Origin of the sequence: Nioella ostreopsis (genome assembly GCF_004000255.1) — a bacterium.
Taxonomy (GTDB): Bacteria; Pseudomonadota; Alphaproteobacteria; order Rhodobacterales; family Rhodobacteraceae; genus Nioella; species Nioella ostreopsis.
Genome location: NZ_RCIQ01000011.1, coordinates 13,140 through 30,793, shown reverse-complemented (window position 1 = coordinate 30,793; position 17,654 = coordinate 13,140). Strand labels below are relative to the sequence as shown.

The window sequence follows — 17,654 nt, the reverse complement described above, 5'->3', positions numbered from 1 at the left end:
GCCTTTACGACGCCGGAGTGGAAGAGACTCCCACCTGCGCCGGGCGCAGCAAGCGGTCATTCAGCAGGAAGCCAACGGCCATCACCTGGATGATCTGGCCCGCCTTGGTGCCGGGCACCGGGGCCTCGAACATCGCTTCATGTTCATTCGGATTGAACACGTCGCCATTTTCCGGAACGATCGGTGTTACACCGTGCTTCGAAAAGACGTTCAGCAACTCGCGCAGGGTCAGTTCGACCCCTTCGATCACGGCTGCTGCAACCTCATTCTCTTCCTTGTTCGCCGCTTCCAGCGCGCGCTGCAGGTTGTCGTATACCGGCAGCAGATCGCGGGCCAGCCTTGTGCTGCCGTAATGCTCTGCTTCGCGCCGATCCCGATCCGCACGTTTGCGCACGTTTTCGGATTCCGCCAGAGTCCGCAGCAGGCGGTCCTTCAGCTCGTCCCGTTCGGCGCGCAGCGCATCGAGCTCCAACGCTGCGGCAGAAAACTCTTCCTGCTCTTCATCTTCCAGCGCGGCGTCCATTTCGGCCTCCAGCGCATCAGGGTCGTCCAGGAACATCTCTTCCTTGGGGTCTGCCATCTCAAACCTCTTATGACTGGTCCGAAATCAGCTTTCCGACCAGTTGTGCCGTGTAATCCACAATCGGAACGATCCGCCCGTAATTGAGCCGCGTGGGCCCGATTACACCGACCGCGCCGATGATCTTTCGATCCGCGTTCATATATGGGGAAACCACCAGAGAGGAACCCGAAAGTGAGAAAAGTTTGTTCTCGGACCCGATAAAAATGCGCACACCATCCCCGGTTTCGGTCAGTTCCAGAAATTCGGTGATATCCCGCTTGCGTTCGAGGTCATCGAACAGCGTCCGAATACGCTCCATCTCTTCGGATTCGCCCCCCGACTCCAGCAGATGTGACCGGCCCCGGACAATCAGGCGCTCCGTTCGGGCGCCTTCGTTTTCCCAGATCGCGGCGCCGCTTTCGATCAGCTCCTGTGCAAGTTGATCGATCTCCTGCCGTCGTTCCCGCACCTCGGTTTCCATAAGACGGCGGATCTCGGTAACGGTCTTCCCTTCCGCCAGTGCATTCAGGAAATTCGCGGCTTCTCGCATCGAACTTGGGGTTTGCCCCGGCGGCGGCGTGAAAATCCGGTTCTCCACATGTCCATCGGCAAACACCAGCACGACCAGCGCCTTGTTGGAGGCCAACTGCACGAACTCGATATGCTTGATCGGTGCCTCGTGCTTGGGGGCCAGGACGAGGCTAGCGCCCTGCGTCACGCCTGACAGGGCCGAGCCGAGCAGATCCAGCTTATGCGCCACATCCGTATTGTTGCCGCCAACCGTCGCCTCCAGCTTTTCGCGGTCGGCCATAGTCAGATCGCCGACTTCCAGCAGACCATCGACGAACATGCGCAGCCCCAGTTCCGTGGGAATCCGACCCGCGGACACATGCGGGCTGTCAAGCAGGCCAAGGAACTCAAGGTCCTGCATGACGTTTCGGATCGTGGCCGCCGACACCTTTTCAGACAGCGTTCGTGTCAACGTGCGCGACCCCATAGGCGCGCCGGTTTCCAGATACCCTTCGACCACCCGGCGAAAGACCTCGCGGGAGCGTTCGTTCATCTCGGCTAGCATATTTGCGGTTTCTGGCATCGTCTTCTGTGCAATCAGGTCAGAAACATTAAGCGGCGGCGGCGGCAGAAGGTCAATCGGGGTTGCGTGTCGCAGGGGGGAGGGACTATCCCCATCCCCAAGCGATATGCAGGAGATAGATATGCGCCCGTCCGGCAGAAACCTAGACCAGATGCGTCCGATTGCCATTGAAACCGGTGTGACCCGCCATGCCGAGGGGTCGTGCCTGATCAAGGTCGGCAACACCCATGTGCTGTGCACAGCATCGTTGGAAGAACGCGTCCCGCCCTTCCTGCGCAATACCGGGCTTGGCTGGGTAACGGCGGAATATGGGATGCTGCCGCGCGCCACCCATACGCGGATGCGGCGCGAGGCATCGGCTGGCAAGCAATCTGGCAGAACGCAGGAAATTCAGCGGCTTATCGGGCGTTCCCTGCGGGCGGGCATCGATCGAGTGGCGCTTGGTGAACGGCAGATCACCGTCGATTGCGACGTGATCCAGGCCGATGGCGGTACCCGCTGCGCGGCGATCACCGGCGGTTGGGTCGCGCTGCGTCTTGCTGTGAACAAGCTGATGAAGGCAGGCGATGTGATTTCAGATCCGATCATGGATCATGTGGCCGCTGTGTCTTGCGGGGTTTTCGCGGGTCAGCCCGTCCTTGATCTGGACTATGACGAGGATTCCGAGGCCGGGACCGATGGCAATTTCGTCATGACCGGTACGGGTCAGCTGATCGAGCTGCAGGCCAGCGCCGAGGGCGCCACCTTCAGCCGCGATCAGTTCAACGAGTTGATGGACCTGGCCAACAAGGGCGTGGCCGATCTGGTTGCGGCCCAGAAAGCGGCCGTGGCCTGATGCGCACATTCACCGGCGATACCCTGCTTGTTGCGACCCATAACCAGGGCAAGCTGGAGGAGATTGCGCATTTGCTGGAGCCTCTTGGAATCTCCGTGACCTCCGCCAAGGAACACGGGCTGCCAGAGCCGGAAGAAACCGGGACAACCTTCGTCGAAAACGCCCGGATCAAGGCCCATGCCGCCGCGAAGGCCACGGGCCTGCCCGCGCTAGCCGATGATTCCGGCATCGAAATCGACGCGCTCGGCGGCGCGCCAGGCGTTTACACTGCCGATTGGGCGGAGACTCCGACCGGGCGGGATTTCGTGATGGCGATGACCCGGACGCATGAAGAACTGGAGAAGGTCGGCGCCAAAGTCCCGCGCACCGCCCGGTTTTGTTGTACGCTGGTTCTGGCTTGGCCAGATGGGCATGACGAGGTCTTCCCCGGCGTGATGGAGGGTGAGGTTGTCTGGCCAATGCGCGGCGATCAGGGGCATGGCTACGACCCGATCTTTCAGCCGCATGGCTATGACATCACTTTCGGCGAGATGGACCGGTGGGAAAAGAACCGGATAAGCCACCGCGCCGATGCGTTCCGCAAACTGGTGGCCGCCCTTGGCAAGTGACGACTGGCAACAGGGCGGGTTCGGGCTTTACCTGCACTGGCCCTATTGTCTGGCGAAATGCCCCTATTGTGACTTCAACAGCCATGTTGCCTCGCAGGTAGATCAAAGCCGTTGGAAGGCGGCCTATCTTTCAGAGGTGAGGAGATATGGTGAAATCACACGGGGCCGTACACTAAATACAGTGTTCTTCGGGGGCGGCACGCCATCCCTCATGGACCCTGAACTGGTTCATGCGATACTGGAAGAAATCCGCGCAACCTGGTCTGTTTCCAACACATTCGAGGTAACGCTGGAGGCCAACCCGACCTCAGTTGAAGCCGACCGCTTCGCCGGGTTTCGCGATGCGGGCGTCAACAGAATTTCTATGGGAATTCAGGCACTTAATGACGGTGACCTGAAGCAGCTTGGCCGGACGCACAGCGCCAGGGAAGGGCGTGAGGCCTTTGACGTTGCTCGAAAACTATTCGATCGGGTCAGTTTCGACCTGATTTATGCTCGCCAGCACCAGACCCCGCAGGAATGGTCAGAGGAGCTGAAACAGGCTCTAACTATGGCGATTGATCACCTCTCGCTCTATCAACTGACCATCGAAGAGGGCACCGCCTTCGGGGATCGCTATGCCATCGGCCGCCTGCCCGGCCTGCCAAGCGATGACCACGCCGCCGATATGTATGACATCACGCAGGAGATCACCGAGGCCGCTAGAATGCCTGCCTACGAGATCTCCAACCACGCCCGCGACATGGCTGAGAGTCGACACAACCTGATCTACTGGCGCTATGGCGATTACATCGGGATCGGGCCAGGTGCGCATGGGCGGTTGACCTTGGGCGGTACCCGCTACGCGACAGAGACCCCGCTGACCCCCACGACTTGGCTGACCCAGGTCGAAACCAAAGGTCACGGCGAGTCGATGCGGGATCCAATCAGCCCCATGGACCAGGCCACAGAGTACCTAATGATGAGTTTAAGGCTATCCGAGGGGAGCTCTCTCGAGCGATTCAATGACCTAACGGGCGCTGAGTTGCCACGAGATCGACGAGAGAGACTACAAGATATGGGGTTCTTGACCGAAAGCGCCAACAAAATAAGGGCGACCAAGGCTGGTCGCCCCATCTTAAACAGTTTGCTCAGAGAGCTGCTTTCCTAACCATCCGAGTTCAAAATCTGGATGATATCGTCCAGCTGGCCAAGATCTGCGTATTTGATCGAGATCGTTCCAGATCCGCGGTCCGCGTCGTGATCAATACTGACCGCCAAGCCAATCGCCGCGGACAGATCGGATTCGAGCGCCTTTGTATCGGCATCTTTGTCACCAGCGGGGCGCGGTCGAGATGCCCCACCGGTCGGCGTGGCCGGCTTGCGCATCCGCTTTTCAACATCACGCACGGACAGGCCCTTGTTGATCACCTCACGCGCAATGCTGACCGCATCATCGCTGCCCACCAACGCCCGCGCGTGACCCGCGCTCAGTTGTCCATCCCGCAGATAGCCCTGCACCTCATCCGGCAAGTTCAGCAAGCGCATGAGGTTCGCGATATGCGACCGGCTTTTGCCCATGGCGGTCGCCAGCCGTTCCTGCGTGTGATTGAACCGGTCCATCAACTGGCGATAGCCCATGGCCTCTTCCACCGGGTTCAGATCAGCGCGCTGAATGTTCTCGATGATTGCAACTTCAAGCACCTCAGTATCGTCGAAATCACGCACGATCACCGGGACTTCATGCAGTTGCGCCATCTGGGACGCGCGCCAGCGCCGTTCACCCGCAACGATCTGAAACTGACCCTCAACCGTGGGATCGGGTCGCACGATCAGCGGTTGGATGATCCCCTTCTCGGCAATCGAATCCGACAGTTCCTGCAATGCTTCCTGAGTGAAGGCGCGGCGGGGCTGATCCGGGTTTGGGCGCACCGATTCGATCGGCACGTTCATATCCGCTCGGCGCGGGGCGTCCGGTGCGGCGCTTTCCGTCTCTGTAGGCTCGTTAATATCTGCCATCAACGCTGATAGTCCGCGCCCCAGGCCCCTGCTCTTTCTCGTTGTCATGTTCTTTGTCCTCTCAGGCCTGCTGCAACTGCCGGTCCAGCACTTCCCGCGCGAGATCGCGATAGGCTTCGCTGCCACGCGAGGTGGGATCATATTGCAGGATCGACATCGCGTAAGATGGTGCCTCGCTGAGCCTTACATTCCGCGGGATTCGGGTCTGATACACCAGATCCCCGAGGTTTTCGCGAGCGTCTTCTTCCACTTGCCGGCACAGGTTGTTGCGCATGTCGTACATGGTCAACACAACGCCCTCGATCCGAAGCGCCGGATTTGCGGATTGGCGCACCTCGCGAATGGTGAGCATGAGCTGAGACAGGCCCTCCAACGCAAAGAATTCCGATTGCAGAGGCACCAGAACCGCGTCCGCTGCCACCATGGCGTTGACTGTCAGAAGGTTCAGCGAAGGCGGGCAATCCATCAGGATGATGTCGAATCCAGCCACCATCGCGGGCGCCAACGCATCTTTCAGAAGAAAAACCCGGTTCTCATTGCTCACAAGCTCCACATCGGCGGAGCTTAGATCGGTTGTCGAAGGCGCGATCCACAAGTTATCAACACCAGTTGGCAACACAATCTCTCGCAGTGGCATGTTTTCGATCAACAGATCATACGTGGTAACCCCGCGCTGATCTACATCGATCCCCAAACCGGTTGACGCATTGCCCTGCGGATCCAGGTCGATCACCAACACCCTTTGACCTTCGGCAGCTAGTGCCGCGCCAAGATTGATCGCGGTGGTCGTCTTTCCGACCCCGCCTTTCTGATTCGCAATCGCTATGCAGCGGGGCCGCCGGGACTCAGGCACGTCGAATATCTCCGATTTTCAGAATCACGGCCCCATCGGCCGTCTGGCTTGGAATAGATTCCATCGTCATGCGCCATGTCTCAAGCGCTTCTTCCACTTCCTGCCCATGTGTCGCGCCTTTCAGGAACAGGGCGGTGCCATTGGGCGACAGATGCCGTTCTGCGTGCCCAAGCAGTTTTGACAGAGAGGCCAGGGCACGGGCAGAGAGTATTGCGGCATTTTGCGGTGGTGCCTCCTCGATACGGCGCGTCAGAACGCCGATTTTCAGGCCCATTTCAGCCGCGACCGTCCGCAGAAAACTCCCTTTGCGAAGGTCGCTTTCGATGAAAGTGAAGCGCAAGTCTGGTGCTTTCTCAAAGGCGATGGCCGCACAAACAAGCCCCGGAAACCCCGCGCCAGATCCGATATCGAGCCACAAGCCTTCTTTAACCCCGCACAGGTCGAATACTTGAGCGGAATCGAGGAAATGACGCGTCCACAGCTCCGGAATCGTGCCAGGTGATACCAGGTTGATCGCCTTCTGCCACTTCACCAGAGCAGCGGCGTAGGTCTCCAACCGGTCAAATGTTTCACGTGAAACATCGGCTTGCAGCCGTGCCCGCGCCTCTTCCTCGGTCATGCGCGTTTCCGTTCGTGCTGGCGGATCTTGGTCAGCAGTAGCGTCAGCGCTGCCGGGGTCATGCCCTCGATTCGCCCCGCCTGCCCAAGCGTCTGCGGCCGGATCATGGCCAGCTTGCCGCGCAGTTCGTTGGACAAGCCATCAATTCCTTCATAACTGAAAGCCTCTGGAATTCGATGTGCCTCGTCTCTCTTTAGTGCGGCCACATCGGATTTCTGGCGTTCGATATAGCTCGAGTAAAGCGCCTCACGGCTCAGCTGATCCTTGGAGTCCTGATCGAGCGCTTCAACCTCTGGCCAAATGGCCGACAAGTTCTCGATGTCGATATCGGGGAAGGACAACAGATCCAACGCCGTGCGCCTCTGCCCGTCCTGGTTGACATTCAGACCATGACGCCGCGCCTCCGTCGGGGTCAGATCCAGCCCTCGCAGCGTGTCATAGCCCTTGGCGAGACGATCCATCTTGTCTTCGAAATGTGCGATTCGCTCCTCTCCGGCAATGCCCAGCTTCATTGCGAGTGGTGTCAGTCGTTGGTCCGCATTATCCGCGCGCAGGGTCAAACGGAACTCGGCCCGTGAAGTGAACATGCGGTAAGGTTCTGCCACGCCGCGCGTGACCAGATCGTCGATCATCACACCGATATAGGAGTCGCTTCGACTGAAGGTCACCGGTTCCTGATCCAAGATTTGTTGAGCAGCATTCAGACCGGCCACAAGACCTTGTGCAGCTGCTTCCTCATACCCTGTGGTCCCGTTGATTTGGCCAGCCAGGAACAGGCCCGGCACATCCTTGACCTCCAGCACCGGGCTCAGCGCGCGCGGATCGACATAATCGTATTCGATGGCGTAGCCCGGCTGCAGGATCTCCGCCCGCTCCAGCCCGCGAATCGAGTGGACATAGTCATGCTGCACCTCTTCGGGTAGAGAGGTGGAGATACCGTTCGGATAAACGGTGTCATCGTCCAGCCCCTCCGGCTCCAGGAAAATCTGGTGCGAGTCCTTGTCCGCGAACCGCACGATCTTGTCCTCGATCGACGGGCAGTAGCGCGGGCCGATCCCCTCGATATGGCCGCCATACATGGCAGAGCGATCAAGGTTGCCGCGGATGATCTGGTGCGTCTTGTCATTGGTATGCGTGATTCCGCACGAGATCTGGCGGACCTGCGGACCCTTCGACAAGAAGGAAAACATCACCGGGTCTTCATCGGCTGGCTGACTATCGAGGATGTCCCAGTTGATGGTTTTCCCGTTCAAACGTGGCGGCGTTCCGGTTTTCAACCGTCCAAGCGGCAGGCCGAATTCATCGATTCTCTCTGCAAGCAGATTGGAAGGCTTGTCCCCCATCCGCCCGCCAGGCTGCTGCTTGTCGCCGATGTGTATGATGCCGCGCAGGAATGTGCCGGTGGTCAGCACCACGGCACGCGCACTGATCTGGCTGCCATCTTCCAGCCGGACACCCGCGATGCGGCCCTTGTCCATCAGGAAATCGGCCGCTTCACCTTCCACAACGGTCAGGTTTGGCAGAGAGGCCAATTCCCCCTGCATCGCCAGACGATAGAGCTTGCGGTCGGATTGCGTGCGCGGCCCCTGAACGGCGGGCCCTTTACGGCGATTGAGCAGGCGGAACTGGATACCAGAGGCATCCGCAACCCGCCCCATGGCCCCACCAAGCGCGTCGATTTCACGGACGAGATGCCCTTTACCCAAGCCACCGATCGCAGGATTGCAGGACATGACCCCGATGGAGTCGGCCAGCAACGTCAGTAGGACAACGCGCACGCCTTTGCGCGCAGCCGCATGGGCCGCGTCGGACCCGGCATGGCCGCCGCCGATTACCACAACATCGAAATCCAGATGTTTCACGTGAAACACTCCTACTTGCCGAGACAAAAGCGCGAGAAGATTTCGCCCAACACCATCTCCACATCGATACGCCCGATCAGCGAATCAAGGCGACGAATGGCAGAGCGCAAATGCTCAGCGGCCAGCTCGGTCCTGTCTGGTCCGGCTTTTACCTCATCCATCCCCGCTTCCAAAGCCCCAAGCGCGGCGCGCATGGCTTCTGCATGGCGGGCATGCGTCGCCGTCACCTGCCGGGCGGCGCGGTTTGACAGCGTCTCGGTGATCCGGTCGATAAGAGCTGAAACACCCTGCCCGGTCGTCCCCGAGATGCCCTCTGCCCCGTACAGGTCAGCCTTGCCAAGCAGAACGATATCATCCGGTAGCAGCGCAATGTTGGGCTGTTCATCTGGTGAGGATTTCAGGAACACCCGCAGGTCAGCCGCCTCTGCACGCGACCGGGCGCGGTCGATGCCGATGCGTTCAATTTCATCCTCCGCATCGCGAAGTCCCGCCGTATCCAGGACGGTGACCGGCAATCCGCGCAGGTCCATCCGCACTTCAATGACGTCGCGGGTCGTGCCCGCGATATCCGAGGTAATTGCGGCCTCGCGCCCTGCGAGAGCATTCAGAAGCGTGGATTTCCCGGCATTGGGCGCGCCGAGAATGGCCACCTCGAACCCGTCGCGAATACGCTCTGCCACGTCAACCCCGGCAATTTCGCGGCTGAGGTCCTCCATCACCGGTGAGAGCAGCGACACCACTTCGGGCGTGACATCAACCGGCACCTCTTCATCTGCAAAGTCGATGGTGACCTCCAGCAGCGCGGCAGCCCGCAACAGGTTTTCGCGCCACCCCTCTACCAGCTGACCCAAACTGCCGGACAACACGCGAAGGGCTTGCACGCGCTGCGCCTCGGTTTCCGCATCTATCAGGTCCGCCAACCCTTCGACCTGCGCCAGGTCCATCCGGTCGTTCTCCAAGGCTCGGCGGGTGAATTCCCCAGGCTCCGCCATTCGCGCCAGCCCCGTGGCAGAAATCGCCGCCAGAACGGCCTTGACCGTCGCCGGGCTGCCATGGACCTGAAACTCTACCACGTCCTCCCCAGTGAAGCTGTGAGGCGCCTGGAAGGTCAGAATGAGGGCATCATCAAGATGGGCACCCTGCCCGTCGCTCAGCCGCCTCAGTCGCGCCTCTTTCGGAGCTGGAACAGTACCTGCCAGAGCGCTTCCCACGGCAAACGCATCCGGACCCGAAATACGGATCACAGCAACGCCGGCCTTTCCCGGCGCCGTGGCCAGCGCAAAGATCGTGTCCATGGGCCCCTCCGCGGGGTCAGCTGTTCATAGAATCGAAGAACTCGGCGTTCGTCTTGGTCTGCTTGAGCTTGGAGATCAGGAACTCGATGGCATCGGTCGTTCCCATCGGGTTCAGGATACGACGCAACAGGAAGGTCTTGTGCAGGTCCTTGGAATCGACCAGGAGATCTTCTTTCCGGGTGCCGGACTTGAGGATATCCATCGCCGGGAACACACGCTTGTCGGCAACCTTGCGGTCCAGCACGATCTCGCTGTTGCCGGTGCCCTTGAATTCTTCAAAGATCACCTCGTCCATGCGGCTGCCGGTGTCGATCAGCGCGGTGGCGATGATGGTCAGCGATCCACCCTCTTCAATGTTCCGCGCAGCCCCGAAGAACCGCTTGGGGCGTTGCAGGGCGTTCGCATCCACACCACCGGTCAGCACCTTGCCGGAACTGGGAACCGTGGTGTTATAGGCGCGTCCGAGGCGTGTGATGGAGTCGAGCAGGATGACCACATCACGCTTGTGTTCCACCAGGCGCTTGGCCTTCTCGATCACCATCTCGGACACCGCAACGTGGCGTGTGGCAGGTTCGTCGAAGGTCGAGGAAATCACCTCGCCCTTCACCGAGCGCTGCATGTCCGTCACCTCTTCCGGGCGTTCGTCAATCAGCAGAACGATCAGGTAGCATTCCGGGTGGTTCTTCTCGATCGAGCTGGCGATGTTCTGAAGCAGAACCGTTTTACCCGTCCGGGGCGGCGCAACGATCAGCGACCGCTGGCCTTTCCCAATCGGGGCCACAAGGTCGATGATACGCGCTGACCGGTCTTTTACGGTTGGGTCGTCGATTTCCATCTTCAACCGCTCATCCGGGTAAAGCGGGGTCAGGTTGTCGAAGTTGATCTTGTGGCGGGCACGTTCCGGATCTTCGAAATTGATCTGCGCAACCTTCACAAGACCGAAATAGCGCTCATTCTCTCGCGGTGCGTGGATCACGCCTTCGACGGTGTCACCGGTACGCAGGCTGTGCAGGCGGATCATTTCAGGAGAAACGTAGATATCGTCCGGACCCGGCAGATAGTTCGCCTCGGGCGAGCGCAGGAATCCGAACCCGTCTTGCAGGACTTCCAGCACGCCATCGCCTGAAATCTCCCATCCCTCTTCGGCGCGCTCACGCAGGATCTGGAACATCATCTCGCCCTTGCGCATGGTCGAGGCGTTTTCGATATCCAGCTCTTCTGCCATGGCAAGAAGGGATTTGGGGGATTTGGCCTTCAGGTCAGCCAGGTTCAAAGTTTCAGTAGTCATGGAAAATAGTCCCTTGGCTGGCCCTACCCTGTTTCAGGCATGCCGCGTGTCGGTATTCATAGGGAAACAGCAAGGCCGGACGGCCAAGTTGACAAGCCAGATAAGGAAAGGCCGCGGCCAAGTCAACCGGGCTTAGGAAAACGGCCTGGCAATGACGGAAATGACGATCACCACCATCAGCAGCGTTGGAACCTCGTTCATCATCCGGTAGGTCCGGCCCGTGCGATTGTTCTCACCCTTGGCAAAGTCCTTGCGACGCAGCGCCAGCCAATGGTGAAACCATGTCATCCCCAGCACAGCTGCCGCCTTGGTCCAGGGCCAGACATCACCCCAGTACACAATCCCCGGTGTGAACACGAGCGCCAGCCCAAAGATCCAGGTGGAGATCATCGCGGGATTCATGATCACCCGAAGCAGCTTGTATTCCATGGTCTGGAACAGCTGATCAGTGTCATTGCCCTGACCCACCTGTTCCGCATGATAAACAAACAGACGCGGCAGGTAGAACAGACCAGCCATCCAGGCCAGCACGGACATCACATGCAAGCTCTTGGTCCAGGGATAGGCTGCAGCCAGAAAATCGCCGATCATGGGGCACTCCGTTCTCCGACCTCTTCTAAATATATTTATTTAAAAGAAAAGATGATGTTGTTGTTGTACCGGGGATAACAGGGAAAACCCTGTTTGAGCGTGGTTTTCCAAAGGGTTCTTCACAGCTTTGAAGGTGAACTTGGCTGATGGGCAGACCTGGTGGACAATCAATAAAAGTAATAAATTACAAGTACTTGCCATCTATCAAGCTGTGAACAACTCCTGAAAAACCTGTGTTCATGTTGCGCCTGTCAGGTACAATCCCCGCAAAACTGGTGATCATCTATCCCCGTGGAAAACCGTGGGGTGAATGTATGGTTATCCTCGAACAACACTTGGATCACCCTACACCGGGCAGATATACAGAACCTATTCCCGGGCTTGGCCCCAGACTTGTTCATAGAGTTATCCCATGACGCAGATCATTCTGGCCTCACGCTCGGCCATCCGGCAGACGCTGCTGACCAATGCCGGCATCCCGTTCACCGCCTTGCCCGCGCGCATCGACGAGGACGCAATCACGGCGGCTTTGCTGGCTGAGGATGCGACCCCACGCGATTTGGCCGATGCCCTGGCCGAATTCAAAGCCCGAAAGATCGCTGAAAAGCACCCTGATGCCACTGTGATCGGATCGGATCAGGTGTTGGAATTTCAGGGGCAGGTCTTGTCAAAGCCCACCAGCAAAGAGGATGCCGCCAATCAGTTGCGCATGCTGCGCGGCAAACAGCACAAGCTTCTGTCCGCCGTGGTGGTTTACTCCGACGCGGAACCCGTTTGGCGTTATGTCGGTCAGGTGCGGCTGCTGATGAGAGAGATAAGCGACGACTACCTCGCCGCCTATCTGGACCGTAACTGGCCCGGCATTGGCGACAGCGTGGGCAGCTACAAGCTTGAAGAAGAAGGTGCACGGCTTTTCAGCCGCGTCGAAGGCGACTACTTTACCGTTCTGGGTCTGCCACTTCTGGAACTCATCGGGTTCCTGACCCAAAAGGGAGAGATCGAGGGATGACGGAAAAGCTGTTGCTGGCGGGGGTTATCGGCGACCCGATCGCGCATAGCCGATCCCCCCGGCTGCATGGTCATTGGCTCTGGCGCTACGGGATCGACGGGCATTACGTGCCGCTGCATGTCACACGCGAGCGGCTCCACGATACGTTGCGCCTGTTACCGGACCTTGGGTTCAAGGGCGTCAACGTCACGATTCCACACAAGGAAACTGTGCTGCAGATCGCCGACACTGTCACCGATCGCGCCGCGTTGATCGGGGCGGCGAACACGCTGACCTACACGGCGAACGGCAAGTTGCAGGCCGACAACACCGATGGCGTCGGATTCATGGAAAACATCAGGCAGTACACGCCCGGCTGGTCTGCATCCGAAGGCCCCGCCCTGGTACTGGGTGCCGGTGGTGCCGCGCGGGCGGTGGTGTCGGCGCTGCTGTCGGATGGCTGCCCGCATGTGTTTCTGGTCAATCGCACCCGCGCCCGGGCCGAGGCGTTGCAGGATCATTTTGGCGCCAAGGTCCATGTCGCGGACTGGACGCGCATCCCCAACGTTCTCGATGAAGTCGCTTTGCTGGTGAACACCACATCGCTCGGGATGGTCGGCAAGCAGCCCCTTCATATCGACCTTGACCGGCTGAACCCGGCAACGGTCGTGAATGACATCGTCTACACCCCTCTGCGTACCGATCTGCTGGATGAGGCCGCCGCGCGTGGCTGTCATACGGTCGACGGATTGGGAATGCTGCTGCATCAGGCCGCACCGGGGTTCGAACGCTGGTTCGGCGTGAAACCCGAGGTGGATGATGAGCTGCGAGCGGTGGTGTTGGAGGAATGAGCTATATTCTCGGTCTCACCGGCTCCATCGGGATGGGCAAATCGACCACGGCCCAGTTTTTTCGCGAGGCCGGCGTGCCGGTTTGGGATGCGGATGCCGCCGTTCACCGGATCTACGCCAAGGGCGGCGCGGCGGTGGAACCGATCAGCAAGATTTGCCCGGATGCGACCCCGATTGGCAAAGTGGACCGCGACGCGCTGAAAGCCTGGATCGCGCGGGATGACACGGCCCTGGGTCAGATTGAAAAGATCGTGCATCCGCTCGTCGCGGCTGATCGGGCAGAGTTCATTGCGGCCCATGCCGACGCGCCGCTGATCGTTCTGGACATCCCCCTGCTCTTTGAAACAGGATCGGCCGCCAACATGGACGGTGTGCTTGTCGTCTCAGTCGATGCCGAGGAACAGCGCAGACGCGTGCTGGCACGGGAAACAATGACCGAGGAGATGTTCGCCGCGATCCTCGCCCGGCAAACCCCCGACGCAGAAAAGCGTACCAAAGCGGATTTCGTGATTGAAACCTATGATCTGGACAGTGCCCGCACGGACGTGTTGAAACTGATCGACAGGCTGACAGGGGAACACCATGCGTGAAATCGTGCTCGACACGGAAACCACTGGATTCGACCCTGAATCGGGGGATCGGATCGTCGAGATCGGGGCAATCGAGCTCTATAACCACCTGCCTACGGGCGAAACATTTCACGTCTATATCAACCCGGAACGGTCCATGCCGGACGAGGCGTTCGGCGTGCACGGGATAGGCCCTGACCTGCTCGAATCCGGCCCGCGCGGCCCGAACCCCGGTGAGGTCACGCTAAAGGACAAACCGGTATTCTCGGCCTTCGGACAGAAATTCCTCGACTTCGTGGGCATGGATTCCAAGCTGGTGATCCACAACGCCAGCTTCGACATGAAATTCCTTAATGCAGAACTGCGCTGGCTGAATCTGCCGCAGATCCCATGGGAACGCGCCGTCGATACGCTGGCAATTGCGCGCAAGAAGTTTCCCGGCTCGCCAGCCTCGCTGGATGCGCTCTGCCGCCGCTTCGGGATCGACAATTCGTCACGAACCCTACACGGGGCGCTTCTCGACTCCGAGATCCTGGCAGAGGTCTATCTGGAGCTGATCGGCGGACGACAGCCCGATTTTGCGCTGTCCGCCCGGGTCGAAACCACATCAACCGGTCAACCGACCGAAGCCTGGCGCCCGAAACCACGGCCCACCCCGCTGCCCTCAAGGATCACACAAGAAGAAGCCGCCGCCCATGCATCCTTTGTCGAGGAGATGGGCGACGGCGCTGTCTGGAAGACGTTCGGCTGATTACGCGTCCGCGTGCGGCTTGGTCTGTGCGACGCGGGCCAGCTGATTGCGATAGATCTGCACGAAATCCATGTTGTCGAGGTTGAGCGGCGGGTAGCCACCGTCGCGCGACAGATCGGAAACGATGCGCCGGATGAAGGGGAACAGCATCCGAGGGCATTCGATATGCAGGAACGGGTGAAGCTGCTGCTCGTTCACGTTCTCGATCTGGAAGACGCCAGCATAGTCCAGTTCGATCAGGAAGATCTGCGCGCCATCATCCTTGGTCTTGTTGTCGATCTTCATTTTGACGACAACGTCATATTGGTTCTCGGTCTGACGTTTACGCGCCTCGACACCGACCTGAACCTGAATTTCAGGCTGCGTGTTGCCCTGAAGGGATTTCTGCGCGGCGATGTTCTCGAAGGACATGTCGCGAATAAATTGGGCAAGGACCTGCATCTTAGGCAGGACAGGGGCCTGTGCGGCGCCTTCGGGGGCTTGGGTCCCGTTTTCTTCGGCCATCTTTTTCTCCGGGTTAAAAGGTTGATCGCGGTTTATCAGGTGAATTCGGCTGCCTCAATGGCGAGTCCACCCGGAAGGCCCGTTTCGCGGCGGGTTTTCATCAACTTCATAGTCGCCTTCGATAATAATATCGGGGCCTTGACGTGTTTGGGTCCATTGCTGCTGCCCGGCAACGACCGATTCAACCTTGACCCGCTTGCGCAGCTCTCGAAGGACCAGATTTCGAAATCCCGGCACCAGCAGAGCAAAGCCAAGCGCGTCTGTGAAAAAGCCGGGCGTCAACAGAAGTGCCCCGGAAAACAGGATCATCGCGCCATGCGCCAATGGCTCGGTCGGATCGTTCAAGTCGTTGAAACTGGAACGAAGATTGGCCATGGCCTGCGCGCCTTGCGACCGCACCAGCATGGATCCGAGAACCGCCGTCAGCACCACAATTCCAAGTGTTGGCCACAGCCCGATTAGCCCGCCCACCTGGATGAACAGGGCGATTTCAATCAGCGGCACGCCGATAAACAGGAAAAACAGCCACATCTTGCGTCCTTTCTTCGACAACAGCGGCGGTTGGCACATGGACTTGACCGCCCCTCGCGCCTACATATGTGCAATCGAGCCGCAAGATTTAACCCCAAACGCCCGAAAGAGGTTCCGACATGAACTCCCTACTGCAACTGCTGGTGTTGGCCGGGATTGCGATTTTCCTGATCCTGAAGTTGCGCAGCGTTCTTGGCACGCGGGACGGTTACGAGAACCCGCAGGCGGAAGCACCCGCGCGCCGCAGTCCCGCGCGTCGGGATTTCGAGGTGATCGAGGGCGGACCCGACCGCGATATCACCGATCATGTGGATGACGGGACCGATGCCGCCAAGGCGCTCGCCGCGATGAAGATGGCCGAGCCGGGGTTTTCGGTGTCGGAGTTTCTGCAAGGCGCGCGCGGTGCCTATGAAATGATCCTCATGGCCTTTGAAAACGGCGATGTCGAAGGGCTGCGTCCGTTCCTGGCCGACGACGTGATGGAAACCTTCGAGGAAGTGATCCGCAATCGCGAAGAACAGGGCCTGTCCATCGACGCCAATTTCGTCGGGGTGCGGGAACTGGTGTTGCAGGATGCCAGCTTTGACCGGTCTGACAACATGGCCGAGGTGACCGTGCGTTTCGTGGGCGAACTGACCTCTGCCGTGCGCAATGCGGCGGGTGAGCTGGTCGAAGGCGACCCCAATGCGATCAAGCGTCAGCGCGATGTCTGGACCTTCGGGCGCAAGATGGGCAGCTCCGATCCCAACTGGGTTCTGGTCGCAACCGGCGGGTGAAACCCCATGCGCGGCGGGCTTTTTTCTCTGGTCTTGTCCGCCGCGACCCTGTTTTGTGCCCCGGTAATGGCACAGCACAACGCACAGCTACTCAGTTTTAGCGATCTCGACGGATGGGCGGAGGATGACCATCAGGCCGCGCTTGAGGTCTTTCTGAACACCTGCCCTGATATGGACGACGGAGAATGGCTGCGCCTTTGCGCCGTAGCGCAGCAACACCCCAATGCCCGCACGTTTTTCGAACTGTTCTTTCGCCCGGTTCTGATCGGTGGCGATGAACCGGCGCTGTTCACCGGGTATTTTGAGCCCGAACTGCATGGGTCCCTGACCCGCACGTCCCGCTATCGCTTTCCGGTCTACCGGATGCCCCCCGATGTTGTGGAACCCTGGCACACCCGCCGTGAGATTGAACAGGACGGTCTGCTGGAGGGTCAGGGGCTGGAAATTGCCTGGGTCGATGATGCGGTCGAGCTGTTCTTTCTACAAATTCAAGGATCTGGCCGCATTCGCCTGCCCGATGGCCGCGTGATCCGCGTGGGCTACGCCGGGCGGAACGGGCACGAATACCGCTCCATCGGGCAGGAATTGATCAGCCGCGGCATTTATCAGCCGCATCAGGTCTCCGCGCAGGTGATCGGGTCCTGGGTCCGGCGCAACCCCACAGCGGGGCGAGAACTGCTCTATCACAACCCGTCCTACGTGTTTTTCCGGGTGATCCGCACGCGAAACGCGGATGATGGGCCGCTTGGTGCCATGAACCGATCCATTACCCCGATGCGCTCGATTGCGGTCGATCCCCGGTTTACGCCGCTCGGCGCTCCGGTCTGGATCGAAAAGGATGGCGAAAGCCCGCTGCGCCGGTTGATGATCGCTCAAGACACGGGATCTGCCATCCAAGGCGCGCAACGGGCGGATGTGTTCTATGGCTTCGGTGATGAGGCCGGGTTGGAGGCGGGCCGTATCCGCGATCCCGGCCGGATGATCGTGCTGATGCCGATCGAACTGGCCAACCTGATGGTTCCGGACGCCTGAGATGTCGCGAAGAAGGCCCAAAACCCTCAGCGCGGAAGACCGCAAGCT

20 protein-coding genes are annotated in these 17,654 nt (G+C 59.6%); 9 read left to right on the top strand and 11 right to left on the bottom strand.

Features of this window, described 5'->3' with window-relative positions; translation table 11 throughout:
- Positions 1 to 4 precede the first annotated feature (4 nt).
- Together EP237_RS12470 and hrcA are read right to left on the bottom strand one after the other, a co-directional pair.
- Positions 5 to 580: a nucleotide exchange factor GrpE gene (locus EP237_RS12470; protein ID WP_127561233.1), complete on the bottom strand. Its 576-nt coding sequence runs from the start codon at positions 578 to 580 to the stop codon at positions 5 to 7.
- 10 nt (positions 581 to 590) lie between these two features.
- Positions 591 to 1,655 (bottom strand): heat-inducible transcriptional repressor HrcA, encoded by a 1,065-nt coding sequence (gene hrcA, locus EP237_RS12465; protein WP_127561232.1) that lies wholly within the window; start codon positions 1,653 to 1,655, stop codon positions 591 to 593.
- Positions 1,656 to 1,776: 121 nt separating this feature from the next.
- Here hrcA and rph point away from each other — a divergent pair, with 121 nt between their 5' ends.
- From rph to hemW, 3 genes are read left to right on the top strand one after another with little or no spacing between them, the layout of a single operon-like run.
- On the top strand, positions 1,777 to 2,490 hold the full coding sequence (rph, locus tag EP237_RS12460) for a ribonuclease PH (protein WP_127561231.1): 714 nt from the start codon (positions 1,777 to 1,779) through the stop codon (positions 2,488 to 2,490).
- On the top strand, positions 2,490 to 3,098 hold the full coding sequence (gene rdgB, locus EP237_RS12455) for an RdgB/HAM1 family non-canonical purine NTP pyrophosphatase (protein ID WP_127561230.1): 609 nt from the start codon (positions 2,490 to 2,492) through the stop codon (positions 3,096 to 3,098). Before rph ends, rdgB begins: the two co-directional genes overlap by 1 nt.
- Entirely contained in the window at positions 3,061 to 4,248 is a 1,188-nt protein-coding gene (gene hemW, locus EP237_RS12450; RefSeq protein WP_127561229.1) for a radical SAM family heme chaperone HemW, read from the top strand. Before rdgB ends, hemW begins: the two co-directional genes overlap by 38 nt.
- Here hemW and EP237_RS12445 read toward each other — a convergent pair.
- The 7 genes from EP237_RS12445 to hemJ all read right to left on the bottom strand — a co-directional run bounded on the left by EP237_RS12445 (position 4,245) and on the right by hemJ (position 11,604).
- A complete protein-coding gene (locus tag EP237_RS12445) occupies positions 4,245 to 5,144 on the bottom strand; it encodes a ParB/RepB/Spo0J family partition protein (protein ID WP_127561342.1) in 900 nt (299 codons plus the stop codon). The two genes, hemW and EP237_RS12445, sit on opposite strands and share 4 nt — an antisense overlap.
- A gap of 13 nt (positions 5,145 to 5,157) precedes the next feature.
- A complete protein-coding gene (locus EP237_RS12440) occupies positions 5,158 to 5,958 on the bottom strand; it encodes a ParA family protein (protein WP_416930709.1) in 801 nt (266 codons plus the stop codon).
- Positions 5,942 to 6,568: a 16S rRNA (guanine(527)-N(7))-methyltransferase RsmG gene (rsmG, locus tag EP237_RS12435; protein WP_127561227.1), complete on the bottom strand. Its 627-nt coding sequence runs from the start codon at positions 6,566 to 6,568 to the stop codon at positions 5,942 to 5,944. The genes EP237_RS12440 and rsmG overlap by 17 nt, the downstream gene beginning before the upstream one ends.
- Positions 6,565 to 8,430 (bottom strand): tRNA uridine-5-carboxymethylaminomethyl(34) synthesis enzyme MnmG, encoded by a 1,866-nt coding sequence (gene mnmG, locus EP237_RS12430; RefSeq protein WP_127561226.1) that lies wholly within the window; start codon positions 8,428 to 8,430, stop codon positions 6,565 to 6,567. The genes rsmG and mnmG overlap by 4 nt, the downstream gene beginning before the upstream one ends.
- Positions 8,431 to 8,441: 11 nt before the next feature.
- Entirely contained in the window at positions 8,442 to 9,725 is a 1,284-nt protein-coding gene (mnmE, locus tag EP237_RS12425) for a tRNA uridine-5-carboxymethylaminomethyl(34) synthesis GTPase MnmE (protein ID WP_127561225.1), read from the bottom strand.
- Between the two features lie 16 nt (positions 9,726 to 9,741).
- The gene (gene rho / locus EP237_RS12420; RefSeq protein WP_127561224.1) at positions 9,742 to 11,013 is read right to left on the bottom strand and encodes a transcription termination factor Rho; all 1,272 of its coding nucleotides are present in this window, start codon (positions 11,011 to 11,013) and stop codon (positions 9,742 to 9,744) included.
- 132 nt (positions 11,014 to 11,145) lie between these two features.
- The gene (hemJ, locus tag EP237_RS12415; RefSeq protein WP_164744696.1) at positions 11,146 to 11,604 is read right to left on the bottom strand and encodes a protoporphyrinogen oxidase HemJ; all 459 of its coding nucleotides are present in this window, start codon (positions 11,602 to 11,604) and stop codon (positions 11,146 to 11,148) included.
- A 412-nt stretch (positions 11,605 to 12,016) separates the two neighbouring features.
- On the opposite strand from hemJ, the gene EP237_RS12410 reads away from it, so the two are divergent.
- Genes EP237_RS12410 through dnaQ form a run of 4 tightly spaced genes read left to right on the top strand, consistent with a single transcriptional unit; the run spans position 12,017 to position 14,763 of the window.
- Positions 12,017 to 12,613: a Maf family protein gene (locus EP237_RS12410; protein WP_127561223.1), complete on the top strand. Its 597-nt coding sequence runs from the start codon at positions 12,017 to 12,019 to the stop codon at positions 12,611 to 12,613.
- Complete coding sequence (locus tag EP237_RS12405; RefSeq protein ID WP_127561222.1) at positions 12,610 to 13,443, top strand: shikimate dehydrogenase; 834 nt, start codon at positions 12,610 to 12,612, stop codon at positions 13,441 to 13,443. The genes EP237_RS12410 and EP237_RS12405 overlap by 4 nt, the downstream gene beginning before the upstream one ends.
- A complete protein-coding gene (gene coaE / locus EP237_RS12400) occupies positions 13,440 to 14,033 on the top strand; it encodes a dephospho-CoA kinase (protein ID WP_127561221.1) in 594 nt (197 codons plus the stop codon). The genes EP237_RS12405 and coaE overlap by 4 nt, the downstream gene beginning before the upstream one ends.
- The gene (gene dnaQ / locus EP237_RS12395) at positions 14,026 to 14,763 is read left to right on the top strand and encodes a DNA polymerase III subunit epsilon (RefSeq protein ID WP_127561220.1); all 738 of its coding nucleotides are present in this window, start codon (positions 14,026 to 14,028) and stop codon (positions 14,761 to 14,763) included. Before coaE ends, dnaQ begins: the two co-directional genes overlap by 8 nt.
- Here the strand turns inward: dnaQ and secB are convergent, their stop codons facing one another.
- Entirely contained in the window at positions 14,764 to 15,267 is a 504-nt protein-coding gene (gene secB, locus EP237_RS12390; RefSeq protein ID WP_127561219.1) for a protein-export chaperone SecB, read from the bottom strand. It lies immediately after the preceding gene.
- Positions 15,268 to 15,321: 54 nt separating this feature from the next.
- On the bottom strand, positions 15,322 to 15,798 hold the full coding sequence (locus tag EP237_RS12385) for an FxsA family protein (protein ID WP_127561218.1): 477 nt from the start codon (positions 15,796 to 15,798) through the stop codon (positions 15,322 to 15,324).
- 119 nt (positions 15,799 to 15,917) lie between these two features.
- On the opposite strand from EP237_RS12385, the gene EP237_RS12380 reads away from it, so the two are divergent.
- Complete coding sequence (locus EP237_RS12380; protein WP_127561217.1) at positions 15,918 to 16,574, top strand: Tim44/TimA family putative adaptor protein; 657 nt, start codon at positions 15,918 to 15,920, stop codon at positions 16,572 to 16,574.
- A 66-nt stretch (positions 16,575 to 16,640) separates the two neighbouring features.
- Positions 16,641 to 17,606 carry a murein transglycosylase A gene (mltA, locus tag EP237_RS12375; RefSeq protein WP_240661618.1) on the top strand — a complete coding sequence of 322 codons (966 nt, stop codon included), beginning with the start codon at positions 16,641 to 16,643 and terminating at the stop codon, positions 17,604 to 17,606.
- The last annotated feature ends 48 nt before the right edge of the window (positions 17,607 to 17,654 follow it).